The organism is Variovorax sp. FG153 (genome assembly GCF_057809595.1).
On the sequence record NZ_JBMDKG010000073.1, the window covers coordinates 1 to 17844 of the forward strand.

At 71.1% G+C, this 17844-nt stretch carries 14 protein-coding genes; 12 read left to right on the plus strand and 2 right to left on the minus strand.

The annotated features are described in order from the left end of the window. From ACODT0_RS40270 to ACODT0_RS40300, 7 genes are all read left to right on the plus strand, one after another. Positions 1–509: anti-sigma factor (locus tag ACODT0_RS40270; RefSeq protein WP_489043865.1), on the plus strand; the 509-nt coding region annotated here is incomplete at its 5' end. A gap of 88 nt (positions 510–597) precedes the next feature. Then, complete coding sequence (locus ACODT0_RS40275) at positions 598–1344, plus strand: SGNH/GDSL hydrolase family protein (protein WP_489043866.1); 747 nt, start codon at positions 598–600, stop codon at positions 1342–1344. A gap of 240 nt (positions 1345–1584) precedes the next feature. Next, positions 1585–3810 carry a type VI secretion system Vgr family protein gene (locus ACODT0_RS40280; RefSeq protein WP_422097830.1) on the plus strand — a complete coding sequence of 742 codons (2226 nt, stop codon included), beginning with the start codon at positions 1585–1587 and terminating at the stop codon, positions 3808–3810. Then, the gene (locus tag ACODT0_RS40285; protein ID WP_489043867.1) at positions 3803–4969 is read left to right on the plus strand and encodes a DUF2169 family type VI secretion system accessory protein; all 1167 of its coding nucleotides are present in this window, start codon (positions 3803–3805) and stop codon (positions 4967–4969) included. Before ACODT0_RS40280 ends, ACODT0_RS40285 begins: the two co-directional genes overlap by 8 nt. Beyond that, complete coding sequence (locus ACODT0_RS40290) at positions 4966–5313, plus strand: PAAR-like domain-containing protein (RefSeq protein WP_057596401.1); 348 nt, start codon at positions 4966–4968, stop codon at positions 5311–5313. Before ACODT0_RS40285 ends, ACODT0_RS40290 begins: the two co-directional genes overlap by 4 nt. After that, positions 5313–6458 carry a hypothetical protein gene (locus ACODT0_RS40295; protein WP_057596400.1) on the plus strand — a complete coding sequence of 382 codons (1146 nt, stop codon included), beginning with the start codon at positions 5313–5315 and terminating at the stop codon, positions 6456–6458. Before ACODT0_RS40290 ends, ACODT0_RS40295 begins: the two co-directional genes overlap by 1 nt. Next, entirely contained in the window at positions 6455–6715 is a 261-nt protein-coding gene (locus tag ACODT0_RS40300; RefSeq protein WP_261217747.1) for a hypothetical protein, read from the plus strand. Before ACODT0_RS40295 ends, ACODT0_RS40300 begins: the two co-directional genes overlap by 4 nt. Before the next feature lie 36 nt (positions 6716–6751). On the opposite strand, the gene opgC is transcribed toward ACODT0_RS40300, so the two are convergent. Then, positions 6752–7894 (minus strand): OpgC domain-containing protein, encoded by a 1143-nt coding sequence (gene opgC / locus ACODT0_RS40305; protein ID WP_057596398.1) that lies wholly within the window; start codon positions 7892–7894, stop codon positions 6752–6754. 183 nt (positions 7895–8077) lie between these two features. Between opgC and ACODT0_RS40310 the strand changes: the two genes are divergently transcribed. The 4 genes from ACODT0_RS40310 to ACODT0_RS40325 all read left to right on the plus strand — a co-directional run bounded on the left by ACODT0_RS40310 (position 8078) and on the right by ACODT0_RS40325 (position 15884). Beyond that, on the plus strand, positions 8078–14098 hold the full coding sequence (locus ACODT0_RS40310; RefSeq protein WP_422098228.1) for an alpha-2-macroglobulin family protein: 6021 nt from the start codon (positions 8078–8080) through the stop codon (positions 14096–14098). 104 nt (positions 14099–14202) lie between these two features. Continuing rightward, positions 14203–14964, plus strand: a complete 762-nt coding sequence (locus ACODT0_RS40315; protein WP_489043868.1) for a hypothetical protein — start codon at positions 14203–14205, stop codon at positions 14962–14964. Between the two features lie 70 nt (positions 14965–15034). Next, positions 15035–15382: an NIPSNAP family protein gene (locus ACODT0_RS40320; protein ID WP_261217754.1), complete on the plus strand. Its 348-nt coding sequence runs from the start codon at positions 15035–15037 to the stop codon at positions 15380–15382. Between the two features lie 130 nt (positions 15383–15512). After that, complete coding sequence (locus ACODT0_RS40325) at positions 15513–15884, plus strand: nuclear transport factor 2 family protein (protein WP_261217756.1); 372 nt, start codon at positions 15513–15515, stop codon at positions 15882–15884. 18 nt (positions 15885–15902) lie between these two features. Here the strand turns inward: ACODT0_RS40325 and ACODT0_RS40330 are convergent, their stop codons facing one another. After that, positions 15903–16931 (minus strand): LacI family DNA-binding transcriptional regulator, encoded by a 1029-nt coding sequence (locus tag ACODT0_RS40330; protein WP_057596394.1) that lies wholly within the window; start codon positions 16929–16931, stop codon positions 15903–15905. Between the two features lie 69 nt (positions 16932–17000). Here ACODT0_RS40330 and ACODT0_RS40335 point away from each other — a divergent pair, with 69 nt between their 5' ends. Continuing rightward, entirely contained in the window at positions 17001–17822 is an 822-nt protein-coding gene (locus tag ACODT0_RS40335; RefSeq protein ID WP_489043869.1) for an SDR family NAD(P)-dependent oxidoreductase, read from the plus strand. The last annotated feature ends 22 nt before the right edge of the window (positions 17823–17844 follow it).

Below are 17844 nucleotides of genomic sequence, written 5' to 3' on the forward strand. Positions count from 1 at the left end.
GGGCGCCCCCCCCCGAGGCGGCCGCGGCGGCCCAGCAGCGCAAGCCCGCGGGCGGCTGGCTCGGCAGCCTCGCGCTGTGGCGCGGCGCGACCGCGGCCGGCGCGCTGGCCACGGTGCTCGCAGTCACGGTCGGCCTGAACCTGCGCGACCAGCTGCAGAACGCGCCCGCGGTGCAGTACGTGGCCGTGCTGTCCGACGACAAGGACGCGGCCTCGATGCTCGTGACCTTCGATCCGAAGAAGCGCCAGCTGGTGCTGCAGCGCGTGGGCGGCTTCAGCGAAGGCGCCGACAAGTCGCTGCAGCTGTGGGCCCTGCCCCCGGGCGGCGCGCCGCGCTCGCTGGGCGTGCTCGACCGCGCGCCGGGCCTGCGGCTGCCGGCCAGCGAAGCCGACGTGCGCGCGGTGCCCACGCTCGCGATCAGCCTCGAGCCCAAGGGCGGCGTACCGAGCGAAGGCGGGCCGACCGGCCCGGTGCTCTTCAAGGGTGCACTGATCGAGAAGACAATCTGAGGCCTGGCGGGCGCCGTGCGCGGCGCCCGTTGTTCGCCCAGCTTCGGCTTTTCCGATGGTCCGCCCGCCCGCTTTTTCTTTTCGTTCCATGTTTTCGACGAAGACCGCGCTCGCCGCGCTGTGCCTGCTGGCCGCCTCGCTCGCCGCCCAGGCCCAGGCACCCGCCCTCGCCCTCGCCCCGGCGCCCGCCGCCAGCTTCGACCCGGTCGTCTCCTCGGCCGACTACCTCGCCGCGCGCGTGCGCTGGCACCGCGAGCTCGAGGCCTTCGCGCGCGCCGACCAGGACGGCCTGCCGCCGCCCGGCGGCGTGGTGTTCGTGGGCAGCTCCACGGTGCGCATGTGGACCCGCCTCTCGCAGGACTTCGCCAACGTGCCCGGCATCGTCAACCGCGGCTTCGGCGGCTCCACGCTGGCCGACTGCAGCCTGTTCGCGCACGACCTCGTGGTGCGCTACCGGCCGCGCCAGGTGATCGTCTACGCGGGCGACAACGACCTCGCCGAGGGCCGCACGCCGCTGCAGGTGCTCGATGCCTTCGTGCGCTTCGCCAACGCGGTGCGCAACGAGCTGCCCGATGCGCGCATCAGCTTCGTCTCGGTCAAGCCCAGCCCCTCGCGCGAGCACCTGATGCCGCTGATCCGCGAGACCAACCACATGGTCTCGGCCTACCTCAACCGGCTGCCCAACAGCGAGTACATCGACATCTTCACGCCGATGCTCGGGCCCGACGGCAAGCCGCGGCCCGAGCTGTTCCGCGGCGACCGGCTGCACATGACCGACGAGGGCTACCGGCTGTGGCAGTCGGTGATCGCCTCGCACCTCGTGCCCGCGCCCTGAGGCGGTCGCGCGCGGATTCGAATTCTTTCGACTGAACTTTCCCGCCGGCTTTCGCCCATTGCCGGCGGTGTCCTACGTCGGGCCCGCACGCCCGGTCATCGAGGACCCGGGCCGGCCGTGTAAAAACGACGCATGGTCAACACCCGCCGGGCGCCATGCAGCCACGGCGGGACGTTCAGGGAGAGATCCATGCCGAGCGCTTCGCGAGCCCAACGCGTCCTGCGAGTCACTTCGCCCGCGATGCCGCAGTGGGGCGGCGACTCCGCGCTGGAGCCGGTCGCGATCGAGGGCCACGAGGGACTGAGCCGGCTGTTCGCCTACACGGTCACGCTGAGCACGCGCGAGCAGCCCGGCCTCAACGAGCGGCAGGCCGCCAACGTCGCCATCAAGCAGCTCGTGGGCGAACCGCTGGCGGTGCACATCCTGCTCGACGGCCGTCCGGGCGCGAACGGCGAGTGGCGCCATCTCTCGGGGCTGGTCACGCGGGTGCGCTTCCTGCGGCTGGAGAACCGCCGCGCGCTCTACGAAGCCGAGATCGAGCCCTGGCTCACGCTCGCCACGCGCAGCAGCGACTACCGCATCTTCCAGCACAAGACGGTGCTGGACATCGTGCGCGAGGTGCTCTCGCCCTACGGCTTCGCGCTCGACATCCGCGCCTCGCGCAGCTATCCGGCGCGCGATTTCCAGGTGCAGTACGGCGAGACGGATTTCGATTTCGTCGCGCGGCTGCTGCACGAATGGGGGCTGTACTTCCACTTCGAGCATGCCGAGGACAAGCACACGCTGGCGATCGTCGACGAGATGGACGCGCACCGGCCCTTCGCGAACGCGGGCTACGAGAAGATCCCGTTCCACGCGGCCGAGGACACGGTGCGCGAGGAGCACTGCGACAGCTTCTGCGCCTTCGAGGCGCTGCAGAGCGGGCGCTGGGTCACCGACGACTTCGACTTCGAGCGGCCCAAGGCACGGTTGCAGCAGGTCAGCGCGATGCCGCGCAAGACCGCGCAGAACGAACGCGAGCGCTATGGCTGGCCCGGCGACTACACGGTCGAGTCCGAGGGCGAGCAGCTGGTGCGCCGCCGCATGGAGGAGACCGGCAGCCGCGGCGAGCGCGCGAGCGGCTCGGGCAACCTGCGCGCGGTGGTGCCGGGCTGCACCCTGACGCTCGAGCGCCATCCGCAGAACGAGGCCAACCGCGAATACCTCGTCACCGCCGCGCGGCTGCGCCTGCAGGAGCCCGGCGAGGCCTCGGGGCAGGAACAGTTCGAGTGCCGCGTCGACTTCGAGGTGATCCCGACCAGCAAGGTCTACCGCGCCGACGCGCCCGCCGTGCCGCGCCCGCGCACCACCGGACCGCAGACCGCGATCGTCACCGGCCCGGCCGGACGCGAGCTCTGGACCGACCGGTACGGCCGCGTGAAGCTGAGCTTCCACTGGAACCGCTACTGCACCAAGGACGAGAACAGCTCGTGCTGGGTCCGCGTCTCCTCGCCCTGGGCCGGCACCAACTTCGGTGGCATCCAGATTCCGCGCATCGGCCAGGAGGTGATCGTCGACTTCGAGAACGGCGACCCCGACCGGCCGATCGTCACGGGCCGGGTCTACAACGCCGACAACATGCCGCCGTGGGAACTGCCGGCCAACGCCACGCAGAGCGGCCTGCTCTCGCGCAGCACCGAGGACGGCAGCGAAGCCAATGCCAACGCTTTCCGCTTCGAGGACAAGAAGGGCGCCGAGCAGGTGTGGCTGCATGCCGAGCGCAACCAGGACATCGAGGTCGAGCACGACGAGACCCACTCGGTGGGGCGCGACCGCAGCAAGAAGGTCGGTCGCAACCAGCTGGGCACCATCGGCATGGCCTACATGCACAACGTGGGCCTCGCCAAGATGGTCAACATCGGGCTGGCCTACTCGTTCAACGTCGGCATGCTGCGCAACACCCTGGTGGGCATGGTCGACAACACCATGGTCGGCAAGACGCAGACCACCAAGGTGGGCGAGAAATACCTGCTCTCGGTGGGCGGGGACAAGGGCAGCCACATCGAGATGGACGGCAAGACCATCTCGCTGCGCGTGGGCGCCTCGGTGGTGCAGCTCAAGGCCGACGGCTCGATCGCGGTCACCGGCAAGAAGATCAACATCACCGCGCAGGGCGACGACGTGACCGTCAACGGCGAGCACATCTGGCTCAACCCCGTGGGCGGCGCGGCGGCGCTGCAGCCCGCGGCGGTGCCGAGCGCGCCGCCGGCCGAGCCGCCGGGCAGCCCGCTGGCCAGCCTGGGCGCGCTGATGGGCGGCAACCCCGCCGAACTGCTCGGCAAGGCCGGGCAGCTCGCATCGATCGCCCAGCAGGTGGCCGCCGGCGGCGGCGACGCGGCGGCCCATGCGACGCAGGTCCTGGGCACGGTCACGAGCGCGGTCGCCAGCGGCGTCGGCGCGATCGACAAGTCCGGCGCCCATGGCTGAGCCCGCGCCGCCGATCCCCGCGCCGCGGCTGCGCCAGCTGCGCAACGCCACGTCCTTCGTGCACTTCCAGTTCGACAAGATGGGCAAGGGGCGGCGCTTCCACGACGTGGTGGTGCTGTGCGCGAGCTTCGTGCTCGCGCCCGGCCGGCTCGAGGCCGCGGCCTCGCACCGCGGCCCGGTCTTCGCCGACGAACCCTGGGATGCCGCGCAGCCGGCGCTGTCGAGCCTGCGCACCGCCACCGACCTGCTGCTGGTCAAGCCCGGCGCCGACGTCTACCTGACGGGCATCGCGCACGCGCTCGACTGGACGCCGCGCGACGCATGGCAGGCGCGGCTGCGGCTGTCTCGCGAGGAGACGCCGCTGCTGGACAAGACGCTGCGGCTGACCGGGCCGCGCCACTGGGACTGGCAGCCCGAGGCCGCGCAGCGCACCCTGAGCGCCCCGCAACCCGCGCTCGCGGTCCCGCTGCGCTACGAGCTCGCCTATGGCGGCTGGGGCTTCGACCCGGGCGACGACGCATCGGCCGCGCCGCGCACCCACGCGGCCAATCCCTGCGGCAGCGGCTGGTTCGCCGGCGCGGCGCAGGGGCAGCATCCCGGCGCGCGCCATGCGGTCGAGCAGCCCTTTCCCGGACCGCAGATCGAGCATGCCGACGCGCCGCTCTCGCAGGCCAACCACGAGGACGCGCGGCCGGCCGGCTTCGCGCCGATCGCGCGCTTCTGGCAGCCGCGCCTCGCGCTGGCCGGCACCTACGACGATGCCTGGCGCGAGCGCCATCGCGACCAGCCCTACATGGACTATGCCGAGGACTTCGACGAAGGCTTCTTCCAGTACGCCCCGGCCGACCAGGTCGTGGCCGGCGGCCTGCGCGGCGACGAAACCCTGCGGCTGAGCGGCTTCTTCGCCTCGGCGCCCGACCTCGAGACCCGGCTCCCGCGGCTGTGGATCGAGGCCCTGTGCCGTGGCGGCGACGGCACCGAGCGCAGCACGGCGATGAAGCTCGACACCGTGCACATCGACCTGGACGAGATGCTCGTGCACCTGACCTGGCGGCTCACGCTCGACCAGGCGCTCGACACGGTCGCGGTCGACCTGTTCGAGCGAGCGCTCCCGCAAGGCATCGGCGGCGCACCGGCAGCCATGGAGACCACCGGATGAGCGCAGAGAAACACATCGCCGACGCGGAGTCGCGCTTCATGGTGGTCAACGTGGCGCCCGACTTCTGCATCGTCGGCAACCAGGTCGTGCCCTTCGACATCGTCTCGATGCTGCCGCCCGAGCAGGCCGCCTACTCGCACACCGTGTTCGCGCGCGGCGAGAAGGTGCTGATGGTCGACAGCATCGTCAAGGGCGTGGCGGGCAACGCGGGCAGCGGCGTGCGCTCGGGCGTCTCGCTCGGCGCGGGCAACGTGAAGATCGTCGCCGGTTCGCAGACGGTGTTCGTCGAGAGCCGCGCCGTGGCGCGCCATGGCGATCTCTGCGAGATGAACGGGGCCGCCTGATGAGCTCGATCCCGGAGGACGAGGAGAAGGCGCCGGGGCAGGCGGTGCCCGCGCCCTCGCTGTCCTCCCTGCTCACGACGCCGCCCTTCCTCGGCAACGGCACGCCCGGGCGGGTGCTGACCTTCGAGGTGCCCAAGGGACCGATGGTGCGCCGCCGCCCCGGCATCTGCGGCGAACCCTACGCGCGCGCCAAGGCCGAGTTCGACGCCAAGCCCTGGTACGTGCGCTGGACCGCCGGCACCGACCGGCCCGTCGGCGTGGAGCCCACCGACGAACTCATGCGCGCCAAGGAGTTCCAGCGCGAATGCGAGAAGTGGCCCGACGAGGTGCCGCAATCGCTGATCGACGACAAGCGCCAACGGCTCGCCGACCACCTGACCGGCAAGGCCCCGCTGCCGCCCGAGGAATCGCTGCGGGTGCGGCGCGACCTCGACTTCGTCAGCGACGTCTACAACCCGGGCCCGCGCTACAGCGCGCCGCTGACGCCGCAGGAGCAGGGCTGGCTCGACGAGCGCAACCTGCGCTGGGGCAACACCATGGGCATCGCCTTCCTGGGACCGGTCTACGGCGGCCCGGGCGCGCTCACGCGCCTGCTCGGCGGCTCGGAGCAGGCGGTCGCGGGCGTGAACCAGCTCTCGGGCAGCCTCGTGGGGGTCGCCCGCACGCGCACCTTCGCCCGGCTCGCGGCGGAGCGCCGCGCGGCCTCGGGCGAGGCGCTCGCCAGGTCGCGCGAGATGAACCGCGGTGCGCCGCTGGAGCCGCTCGATCCCGCGGCCGCGGCGCGCGGCACGGTGGTGCAGCGCAAGTACACGCCGCTCGACTGGGAGGCCGTGGTGCCGAAGAAGGGCCCCTACAAGGGCGAGAAGCGCGAGGACCACGTGCGCCGCCACAACCAGGACGTGCCGGGCAAGGACAGCCACGGCGTGTTCTACAAGGACGGCGTCGACACCACCAACCGGGCCTGGCAGCGGGCGCAGGACCTGGGCCTCAAGCCCGACGCCACCGGTATGCTCCGGGTTCCGATGGACGAGATCGTGGGACGCGCGGGCGGAAACGCCGCGGCGACCGGCGAGCTCTTTCGCTCGGTCGAGATGAAGCTCGTGCCCGGCACCAACCAGATCATCACCTCCTACCCCGTCAAATGAGAACCCTCTACTGGTCCAGCACCTGCGCCAACTGCAACCAGGGCCGCCTCCTGTTCCAGAACGACATCACCAACGCGCGGGTGTACGTGCACTGCGAGGAATGCGAATGGGGCTGGCTGCATCCCGAGGGCCTCGGCGACGTGGCCCAGGGCTTCCTCACGCTGCTGAGCGACTACGAGACCACCGACCCGACGCTCGAGGAGATCGAGCGCAGCGAATGGCGCGGCCACATCGCGGGCTCGTTCGAGGAAGCGTAGAAGGAGCCGGGAGGGGGCGGGCCGGCCGCCGCGCCCTCAGGCGCGCGCCGGCTCGGTCGGCACTTCGTCGGCCGGCGGCGGCACATCGGCGCCGCGCGAGACGCGCGCCACCAGGTACATGCCCGTGAACACCGCCGCCAGCAGCAGCGCGTCGCCCCACCAGGGCCGCGCGGTCTGGCTGTCGCCATAGAAGGCCAGCACCAGCAGCACCGCCACCAGGTGCGCGCAGAACACCGGCAGCGAGGCCGAGCCCATGGCCTCGAGCCAGCCCAGCCGAGGCAGCCTGCGCATCAGCCAGGGACCGAAGCGCACCGCGAGGATGCCCAGCGCCACGAGGTTCACGAGCCGCAGCGGCCCGAGCAGCCACTTGTCGAACAGCAGGTTGCGCTCCACGTCGCCGCCGAACGGCGCCTGGCCGTTGATGCCGGTGTGGCGCCAGTAGAAGCAGTACAGCGCCACGCCCGCCGCCAGCAGCAGCAGCCAGGCCGGAAAGCGCAGCGGCTTCACGCCCGGCGCATTGCGGCTGGCGCCGATGGCCAGCCCCGCGAACCAGAGGAACTGCCAGGCGTAGGTGTTGAAGGCGCCCATCTCGTGGTACGGCACCGGCAGCCCCAGGTGGCGCACCGCCAGCCCGTAGACCCACTCGCTGAAGCCGAACTGCGCCGCCGCCCACAGCACCGCGCTCAGCGCCATCACCGGCAGCCAGCCATGGCGCATCGCGAAGGCCAGCACCCACGGGCTCATGAGCATGAAAAAGATGTACATCGGCAGGATGTCGAGCAGCGCCGGCTCGTAGATCAGCAGCAGCCCGTAGATGAAGCCGTCGCGCGGCGCCGCCAGGTAGTACGAGACCAGGTTCTTGACCGCCGGCTGGTCGATGTGCAGCCCCACGCCGGTGATGACGGTGAACAGGAACAGCAGGGTGGCCGCCTGGCAGAGGTAGACCTTGAGCACGCGGCGCCAGAACGCGCTGCGCATCGACTCGAGGCCGCGCGCATGGCCGATGCGGCTGTAGACCAGGCCGGCGACGAAGGCCGACAGCAGCACGAAGCCCTCGGCCGCCGAGACGAAGCCGAAGGGCTGGCCCAGCGGGTCCGTCAGCCGCGTCGGCAGGTGGGTGACGGTCATCAGCACGAGCATCAGCCCGCGCAAGGCGTCGATTTCCCAGTAGCGTTTCATCGGTTGGCGGCGGTTTCCTGACTTCGTCCGCGCGACGCTCGCCCGGGTCAACGATTGTAAGAAGAAGGGGCGACTTCGCAGGCGCCGGCCCACCGGCCTATGACGGACGGCACTGCCGTGGCGCCATGCAAATCGGCTACCCTCGTGCGCTGTCCTCAGGAGGAGATAGTTGTGAACAGTTCGATGAGTGCGCGGTCCCTCTGGTTGGCCTTCGGCGCGGCGGCACTGGCCGCCCCCGCGTTCGCGCTGCAGATCACCAGCCTCACGCCCCAGGGCGAGGTCTCGCGCGTGCGCCAGGTGGTCGCCAAGTTCGACCAGGCCGCGGTCAACTTCGGCGATCCGAAGGCGCCGGCGCCGCTGTCGGTGAGCTGCACCGACGCGCAGGCCGGCAAGGGCCAGGGCCGCTGGACCGACGCCAAGCAGTGGGTCTACGACTTCGAGAACGACCTGCCGCCCGGCGTGCGCTGCACCATCGGCCGCATCGCTTCCTTCAAGCCCGCCAACGGCGAGCTGACCGGCCCCGAGCGCTACCAGTTCTCCACCGGCGGTCCCTTCGTGCGCAGCTTCCAGCCCGGCAGCTACGGCAAGATCGACGAGCAGCAGATGTTCGTGCTCGAGCTCAACGGCCCGGCCACGCTCGACAGCGTGCGCGAGAACGTCTGGTGCGCGGCCGACGGCATCGGCGAGCGCGTGCCCGTGAAGCTGATCGAGGGCGCCCAGCGCACCGAGCTGCTCAAGGCCTATGGCCGCGACAAGGCCGCCGCCAAGGAGCCGCTGCGCTTCGTCACGCTGCAGTGCAACCGCACGCTGACGCCCGGCAGCAAGCTGCAGATCGTCTACGGCAAGGGCGTGGCCACGCCCTCGGGCGTCGCCAACAGCGTCGAGCGCCGGCTGAGCTTCGAGGTGCGCGAGCCCTTCGCGGCCTCCTTCACCTGCGAGCGCGAGAACGCGCAGGCCGCCTGCCTGCCGCTGCGCCCGATGACGCTGCAGTTCAACGCCCCGGTCACGCGCAAGATGGCCGCGGCGATCCAGCTCAAGGGCGGCGGCAAGACCCTCGCGCCCAAGTTCGACGACGAGGGCTCGTCCCAGAACGCCGACGACGTGGTGAGCTCGATCAACTTCGCGCCGCCGCTGGCCGAGAGCACCTCCTTCACCATCGAGCTGCCCTCGAAGTTCGAGGACGCCTCGGGCCGGCCGCTGGCCTCGCCCGACAGCTTCCCGCTCAAGGTGGCGACCGGCGCCATGCCGCCGCTGGCCAAGTTCGCGGCCTCGCCCTTCGGCGTGATCGAGCGCCTGGCCGAGCCCGACACCCCGGCCATGATGCCGGTGACGGTGCGCCGCGTGGAGCCGCAGCTGATGGTGCAGGCGCTCACGCCCGGCAAGGTCAGCGACATCAACCCGAAGACCGACGCCGAGATCATCGAGTGGCTGCGCAAGGTGCGCCGCTACGACAGCTACTCCATCGCGCGCACCGAGGCGCGCAAGGACCTGCGCACGCCGCTGCCGCCGGTGCTCGACAGCAGCGACAAGAGCTACGTGCAGACCCGCACCCTGTCGCTGCTCTCGGGCCAGCCCGGCGTGAAGACCCTCGACATGCCCAAGGCCGAGAGCGGCGACCCGCGCCCCTTCGAGGTCATCGGCATCCCGCTGACGCCGGGCTTCCACGTGCTGGAGATCGCCTCGCAGAAGCTCGGCGACGCGCTGCTCGACGAGCGCCTGGGCGCCAACCGCACGATGTACGTGCGCACCAGCGCGCTGGCCACCAACCTCGCGGTGCACTTCAAGCTGGGCCGCGAGAACTCGATGGCCTGGGTCACCACGCTCGACAAGGGCAAGGTGGTGGCGAACGCGCAGGTGCGCGTGTCCGACTGCCGCGGCAAGGCCGTGGCCTCGGGCACCACCGGCGCCGACGGCACCGTGATGCTCGAGGGCGTGCCCTCGAAGGCGCCCAACTGCAACGGCGAAGACGAGTACGGCGAGGGCTTCTGGTTCGTCAGCGCGCGCGCCAAGGATGAGAAGGGCGTGGAAGACCTCGCCTTCACGCAGAGCGACTGGCAGCGCGGCATCGAGCCCTGGCGCTTCAACGTGCCCACCAGCCTGCAGCCCGAGCCCGACCGCATCGCCCACACCATCTTCGACCGCACGCTGCTGCGCGCCGGCGAGACGGTGTCGATGAAGAGCCTGATCCGCACCCAGACCCGCAAGGGCTTCGGCCTGCCCGACGGCACGCCCGACACGCTGGTCATCACCCACCAGGGCAGCGGCCAGCAGTTCACCCAGCCGCTGGCCTGGCGCAAGACCGCCACCGGCGGCCTGAGCGCCGAGAACAGCTTCGCCATTCCGGCCGCGGCCAAGCTCGGCGTCTACGAGGTGCAGCTGCGCAGCGGCGGCGCGAAGAAGAACAGCGAGGAGAGCGACGGGGACGAGGAGGACGGCGGCGGACGCAGCTTCGCGACCGGCACCTTCCGCGTCGAGGAATTCCGCCTGCCGGTGCTCGAGGGCCGCATCGCGCCCAGCGACAAGAAGCCGCTGGTGGCGGCCACGGCCGTGCCCACCGACGTGCAGATCAACTACGTGGCCGGCGGCGGCGCGGCCAACCTGCCGGTGCGCGTGTCGGCCATGGTGCGCGGCAAGAGCCTGAGCTTCTCCGACTACGACGCCTTCAGCTTCAGCCCGCCGCGGCCGGTGGAGGCCGCGGGCCTGCAGGCGGCCACCGCGGCCGGCCCCGAGGCCACGGGCGGCGAGGAGGACCTCAACAGCGCGAGCGACACGCGCGTGATCGCCGACAAGCTGCCGCTCACGCTCAACAAGGACGGCGCGGGCAAGCTCACGATCGACAAGGTGCCCAAGGTCAAGGCCGCGCGCGAGCTGCTGCTGGAAGCCACCTACGCCGACCCGAACGGCGAGGTGCAGACCATCCGCAGCACGCAGACGCTGTGGCCCGCGGGCGTGATCGCCGGCATCAAGACCGAGGGCTGGGTCTCGACCGCGCAGAAGGTCAAGTTCCAGGCGCTCGCGCTCGACCTCGCGGGCAAGCCCCAGGCCGGCGTGACGCTCAACGTGCGCGCGGTGGCGCGCATCACCACCACCAGCCGCAAGCGCATGGTGGGCGGCTTCTACACCTACGACAACAAGACCGAGACCAAGGACATCGGCACCGTCTGCAGCGGCAAGAGCGACGCGCGCGGCCTGCTGCTGTGCGAGACCGAGCTCAAGGACGCCGGCGAGGTGGAGCTGGTCGCCAGCGCCACCGACAGCGAGGGCCGCGACGCCCGCGCCGCCAGTTCGGTCTACGTGACCAAGCAGGGCGAACTCTGGTTCGGCGGCGAGGACAACGACCGCATCGACGTGCTGCCCGAGAAGAAGAGCTACCAGCCCGGCGAGACCGCCAAGTTCCAGGTGCGCAGCCCGTTCCGCTTCGCGACCGCGCTGGTGTCGGTCGAGCGCGAGGGCGTGATCGAGACCCACGTGGTGCAGCTCAACGGCCAGGATCCGACGGTCACGCTGCAGGTCAAGCCCGAGTGGGGCCCGAACGCCTACGTGAGCGTGCTCGCGCTGCGCGGACGGCTGCGCGAGGTGCCGTGGTACAGCTTCTTCAGCTGGGGCTGGAAGGCGCCGCGCGAATGGTGGACCGCCTTCTGGTACGAGGGCAAGGAGTACGTGGCGCCGACCGCCATGGTCGACCTCAGCAAGCCGGCCTACCGCCTCGGCATGGCCGAGATCCGGGTCGGCACGCGCGCCCACCAGCTCGACGTGACGGTGGCCAGCGACAAGCCCAGCTACCCGGTGCGCGGCAAGGCGCAGGTCACGATCACGGCCAAGCTGCCCGACGGCAAGCCGGCCGCCGGCGCCGAGGTCGCACTGGCCGCGGTCGACCAGGCGCTGCTCGAGCTGATGCCCAACGACAGCTGGGACCTGCTCAACGCGATGCTGCAGCGGCGCAGCTGGGGTGTCAGCACCTCGACCGCGCAGATGGAGATCGTCGGCCGGCGCCATTACGGTCGCAAGGCCGTGCCCGCGGGCGGCGGCGGCGGCAAGGGCCAGACGCGCGAGCTGCTCGAGACCCTGCTGATCTGGAACCCGCGCGTGGTGCTCGACGCCAACGGCCAGGCCGTGGTGACGGTGCCGCTCAACGACGCGCTGACCACCTTCAAGATCGTGGCGGTGGCCGACTCGGGCGCCGACCTGTTCGGCACCGGCCAGGCCAGCATCCAGGCCACGCAGGACCTGCAGATCATCAGCGGCCTGCCGCCGCTGGTGCGCGAGGACGACCAGTTCCGCGCCCAGATCACGCTGCGCAACACCACGCAGAAGGCGATGAAGGTGGAAGCCACGCCGCGCGCCACGCTGCTCACCCTGCAGCCGCAGACGGTGGACATCCCCGCCGGCGAGGCGCGCGAGGTGGCCTGGAACGTGACCGCGCCGGCACAGCTCGCGCAGACGCGCGCCGAGGCGATCCTGTGGGAGATCGAGGCCAAGGACACGCTGGGCGGCGCACGCGACGCGCTCAAGGTGCGCCAGCGCATCGTGCCCTCGGTACCGCTCACGGTGCAGCAGGCCACGCTGGTGCAGGTCGACGGCCCGTTCACCATCGACGTGGCGCCGCCGGCCGACGCCCTGCCCGGCCGCGGCGGCCTGAAGCTGTCGCTGCAGCCCAAGCTGGCCGAAGGCCTGCCGGGCGTGCGCGACTGGTTCGCCAACTACCCCTTCATCTGCCTCGAGCAGAAGACCAGCAAGTCGGTCGGCCTGCGCGACGCGAAGATGTGGCAGGGCGTGCTCGCGCAGCTGCCCACCTACCTCGACAGCGACGGCCTGGCGAGCTACTTCCCGCCGCGCGACGGCGAGGCCAACGGCGGCAGCGACATCCTGACCTCGTACCTGCTGGCGGCGACCAACGAAGCGGCTTCGCTCGATCCCGCCTTCGCGCTCGCCGACGACGTGCGCGCGCCGATGGAAGCCGGCCTGATCGCCTTCGTCGAAGGCCGCCTCACGCGCGACTTCTGGAGCCCGCGCAAGGACCTGGACGTGCGCAAGCTGGCCGCGCTGGAGGCGCTGTCGCGCTACGGCAAGGCCTCGGGCGCCATGCTCGGCAGCATCACCATCGCGCCGAACCAGTGGCCCACCAGCGCGGTGATCGACTGGCTCAACATCCTCAAGCGCGTGCAGGACGTGCCGCAGCGCCAGCAGCGCCTGGACGAGGCCAACAACGTGCTCAAGGCGCGGCTGTCCTACCAGGGCACCAAGCTGATCTTCAGCACCGAGCGCGACGACTACTGGTGGTGGCTGATGACCAACGGCGACGTCAACACCGCGCGCCTGCTGCTGACCGTGATGGACGACCCGGCCTGGAAGGACGACATCGGCAAGCTGGCCAACGGCTTCATCGGCCGGCAGCAGAACGGCGCCTGGCACACCACCACCGCCAACCTCTGGGGCGGGCTGGCGCTCGAAAAGTTCAGCAAGGTGTTCGAGAGCACGCCGGTGACCGGCATCACCGCCGCCACCCTGGGCGCGGCCAAGGCGCAGGTCGACTGGAGCAAGGTCGAGCGCGTGAAAGCCAGCGACGCGACCGGCGCGCCGAACCAGACCACCTTCTTCGGCGCCCCGGCCTCGCCGGGCAACCTGCGCAACAACGGCATGTTCCTGCCGTGGGCCGCGTCGCCGGGCGGCGCGCCGGTGCGCGACACCCTGCTCGTGACCCAGCAGGGCACGGGCAAGCCCTGGCTCACGATGCAGTCGATCGCGGCGGTGCAGCTCAAGGCGCCGTTCGCGGCCGGCTATGCGATCAAGAAGACCGTGACGCCGGTCGAGCAGGCGGTGGCCGGCAAGTACACGCGCGGCGACGTGCTGCGCGTGAGCCTGGAGGTCAACGCCAGCGCCGACATGACCTGGGTCGTCATCAGCGACCCGGTGCCCGGCGGCGCCACCATCCTCGGCAGCGGCCTGGGCCGCGACTCGCAGATCGCCACCCAGGGCGAGAAGAAGTCGGGCGCCGGCTGGCCGGCCTTCGAGGAACGCAGCTTCGAGGCCTTCCGCAGCTACTACCAGTACCTGCCCAAGGGCGTGGTGAAGATGGAGTACACGGTGCGGCTGAACAACGTCGGCGACTTCGCGCTGCCGCCGAGCCGCGTCGAGGCGATGTACGCGCCCGAGATGTTCGGCGAGGTGCCGAACGAGCGCATCAAGGTCGAAGCGGCGCGCTGAGGCCGCCGCCGCGGGTGACGGCCCGGCGCAACGCGCGGCCGGCCGTCATCCCGCCTTCATCTGGGTTCGTCACCATCGCCGCCACGAACCACGAGGAGTGATCCATGGGCCTGGCCATCTGCGTCGGCATGCTTGCCGAGCTGCTCGAAGACGATCCCGAGGGCGCCGAGGCGTTCGAGGAGGACCTGGCGGAAGTCAACCGCGTGCTGGCCGCCGCCGGCCTGCCGCCGCACACCGAACCGCGCGAGGCGATCGAGTTCGATTCGCGCGCCTCGATCGAGAGCTTCCCCTACTCCTTCATCCATTACCTGCGCCGCGCCTACGCGCACCGCGTGCTCGCGCCCGACTGGGTGGCCACGCCGCTGGCCGACGACGTCGATCCCACGGCCGACCCGAAGATCCAGACCCTGCTCGACAGCGAGGACAGCCACCTGCTGTGCCATTCGGATGCCGAGGGCTTCTACGTGCCGGTGGACTTCAAGGAAGTGCTGTTCGACGAGCGCGACGAGGACGATGAAGCCGAGGAAGAGGACGAGGAAGAGGACGACGAGGACGTCGACCTCTCGCGCGGCCCCGAGGAAGACGACCTCGAGGACGAGGAAGAGGACGAGGAGGACGACGAAGCCCTGGGCCTGCCCGGCGGCATGCTCGGCTCCTCGTACCGCCTGCTCGAGGAACTGGTCTACGTGGCGCCCGCGCTGGGCATCCACCTGAACAACGGCAAGCTCGGCGACGAGGAGGCCGAGCGCATCGACGCGCTGATCGAGGACGACAACGGCCTCTACCGCGAGTACGCGGCCTGGCTGCTGCTGTACGAGGCGGCGCGGCTGAGCATCGCGCATCGCACGGCGATCGTGTTCTGCTGAAGCACGCCGCGCTGGCTCGCCGGCGCGGCACGCGGTACAACGGTGGCCGGCATCCAGGAAGGACCTCTTCATGACCCGGCGACTGCTCGAAATCCGCACCTACCGCCTCAAGCCCGGCACTCTCGAGGCCTTCCACGAGGCCATGCACGCGCGCGCCGTGCCCATGCTGCGCGCCAGGGGCATGGACGTGGTGAGCTACGGCCGCGGCGACCACGAGGAAGAGAGCTACCACCTCGTGCGCGCCTATGCCGATCGCGCGGCGCTCGAGGCCGAGCAGTCGGCCTTCTACGGCAGCGCCGAATGGCGCGAAGGCCCGCGCGCCGCGCTGGTGGACCGCATCGAGACCTACCTCAACACGCTGCTCTGGGCCTCGGGCGAGGCGGTGGACAGCATGCGCGCGCTCAACGCGCCGGACTGAGTCCGGCCCGGCGCGCTTGTCATTCCCGGTCTTTCCCGATGGGCGCCGCGCGACCGGCGGCCTACACTGACTCCAGCCGTTCCCATTCCCCCCAACCCCGTTGCTGCGATCCGCAGAAAGGCCGCTACCCATGACCACGATGGACACGATGGAAATCGCCAACACGCTCGTCGAGCTGTGCCGCCAGGGCGCCTACGAGGAAGCGCTGGCGCTCTATGCGAGCGACGCGGTGAGCGTCGAGGCCGGCGGCCCGCCCGACATGGCGCGCGAGGTGCGCGGCATCGAGGCGATCCGCGGCAAGGGCGAATGGTGGACCTCGAACCACGAGGTGCACGGCATGATCGTCGCGGGCCCGTGGCCGCACGACGACCGCTTCATCGTCGGCTTCAAGATCGACGCCACCTTCAAGACCAGCGGCGAGCGCTTCACCATGGAGGAGATGGCGCTCTACACGGTGGAGGACGGCAAGATCGTGCGCGAGGAATTCTTCTACGCGGCCTGAACGCCGCGCTGCCGCGCCTCAGCGCGCGGGCGCCGCGCACGACGCGCCGATGGTGAGCGCCAGCGGCACGTGCACGCTGCGCCGCGCCTCGGGCGCGCGCCCTTCCACCCGTTCGAGCATCAGTTCGGCCGCGGCATGCGCGGCGCCCTCGATGTCGAAGCGCAAGGTGGTCAGCGGCGGATCCATCAGCGCGAAGGCGTCGTCGGTGCCGATGCCCACCACCGACAGCTGCGCCGGGATGCGCAGGCCGCGCTCGCGCGCGCTGCGCAGCGCGCCCGACAGCAGCCGCGTGCCGAGCGCGATCAGCGCGGTGGGCGGTGCCGCGAGCGCGAGCATCGCGTCCATCTGCGCGGCCGAGGATTCGATGGCCGAACTCAGCATGCACACCAGCGCCTCGTCGTAGCCGAGGCCCGCGCGCCGCAGGCCGTCGCGGTAGCCGAGCAGCTTCTCGCGCCCGGGCCGGATCGCGGGATTGGGGCCGAACAGCGCGATGCGCCGGTGGCCCAGCGACACCAGGTAGTCGACCGCCGTGGCCACGCCCTGGCGGTGGTCCTGGCAGACCGCGTCGGCCTCGAAGCCGGTCTCGCGGTCGAGCACCACCAGCGGCAGCTTGCAGCGCGCGAAGGCGTCCTGCGCCGCGGGCAGGTCTTCGCGGCTCGGCGAGACGAACACGCCCTCGAGCCGGCGGTTCTCGAACAGGTGCAGCAGCTGCGCCTCGCGCTGCGGCTGGTCGAAGGTGCTGCCGACCAGCACCGAGAAGCCCTCGGACTGCAGCCGCGCCTCGACCGCCGCGAAGAAGGCCGAGAGGAAGGGATTGGCCATGTTCGAGACCATGAAGCCGATCGCCTTGCTGCGCCCGGTCTTCAGGTGCCGCGCGCTGAAGTTCGGCACGTAGCCGATGCCCTGCGCGGCCTTCTCGACGCGCTTGCGCACCTCGGCGCTGACGTAGCCGCTGTGGTTGAGCACGCGCGAGACGGTGGCCACCGAGGTCTCGGCGGCGTGCGCCACGTCGCGCAGCGAGACCGCCTGGCTGGGCGTTCGGCTCATAGCTTTCCCTTATGTAAACGTTCCATGGATTGCGGCCTCCTGGGCGCTCACTTTAACCTTGGAATCGATATGGAAACGTTCTCAGAAACAAGGCGCGATTTTGCCGGCCGCACGGTGCTGGTGGTGGGTGGCGGCCAGGCCGCCGGCGGCGATCCCCAACTGGTGGGCAACGGCCGCGCGATCTGCGTGCGGCTCGCGCGGCGCGGCGCGCGCGTGGTGTGCGCCGACCGCGATATCGAGGCCGCGCGGCACACGGTGGCCGCACTCGAGGCGCAGGCGCCCGGTGCGCGGCATGTGGCCCTGGCCGCCGACATCGGCGACCCGGCCCAGGTGCGCGCGCTGTTCGCCACGCTGGCCGAAGGCGGCATCGTGCTCGACGCGCTGGTGCTCAACGCCGGCATCAGCGACCGCCGGCCGCTGGCCGAGGTCACGCCCGAGAGCTGGGACGCGATCCTCGGCGTGAACCTGCGCGGCCACCTGCTGTGCGCGCAGGCGGCGCTGCCCGCCATGCAGCACGGCGGCGCGATCGTGTTCGTCTCCTCGCTGGCCGCGCTGATGCCCGCGGGCCGCAACCCGGCCTACGAGAGCTCGAAGGCCGCGCTCTCGGCGCTGTGCCGCGCGGTCGCGCTCGAGGGCCATGGGCGCGACATCCGCGCCAACATCGTGCGCGCGGGCCTGATCGACACGCCCATGGGCCGCGCGGCCAGCGCCGCGCGCCCGGGCCGCGCGAGCGGGCCGCTGCCCTTCGGCCGCCAGGGCAGCGCCTGGGACATCGCCAACGCCGCCTGCTTCCTGCTCTCGAACGAGGCCGCCTACATCAATGCCGCCGAGCTGCCGGTGGACGGCGGCCTGCGCCACGGCATCGCGCGCGCACCCGGCGCGTCGGCCTGAGCCCTTCCTCTCTTTTTCTTCC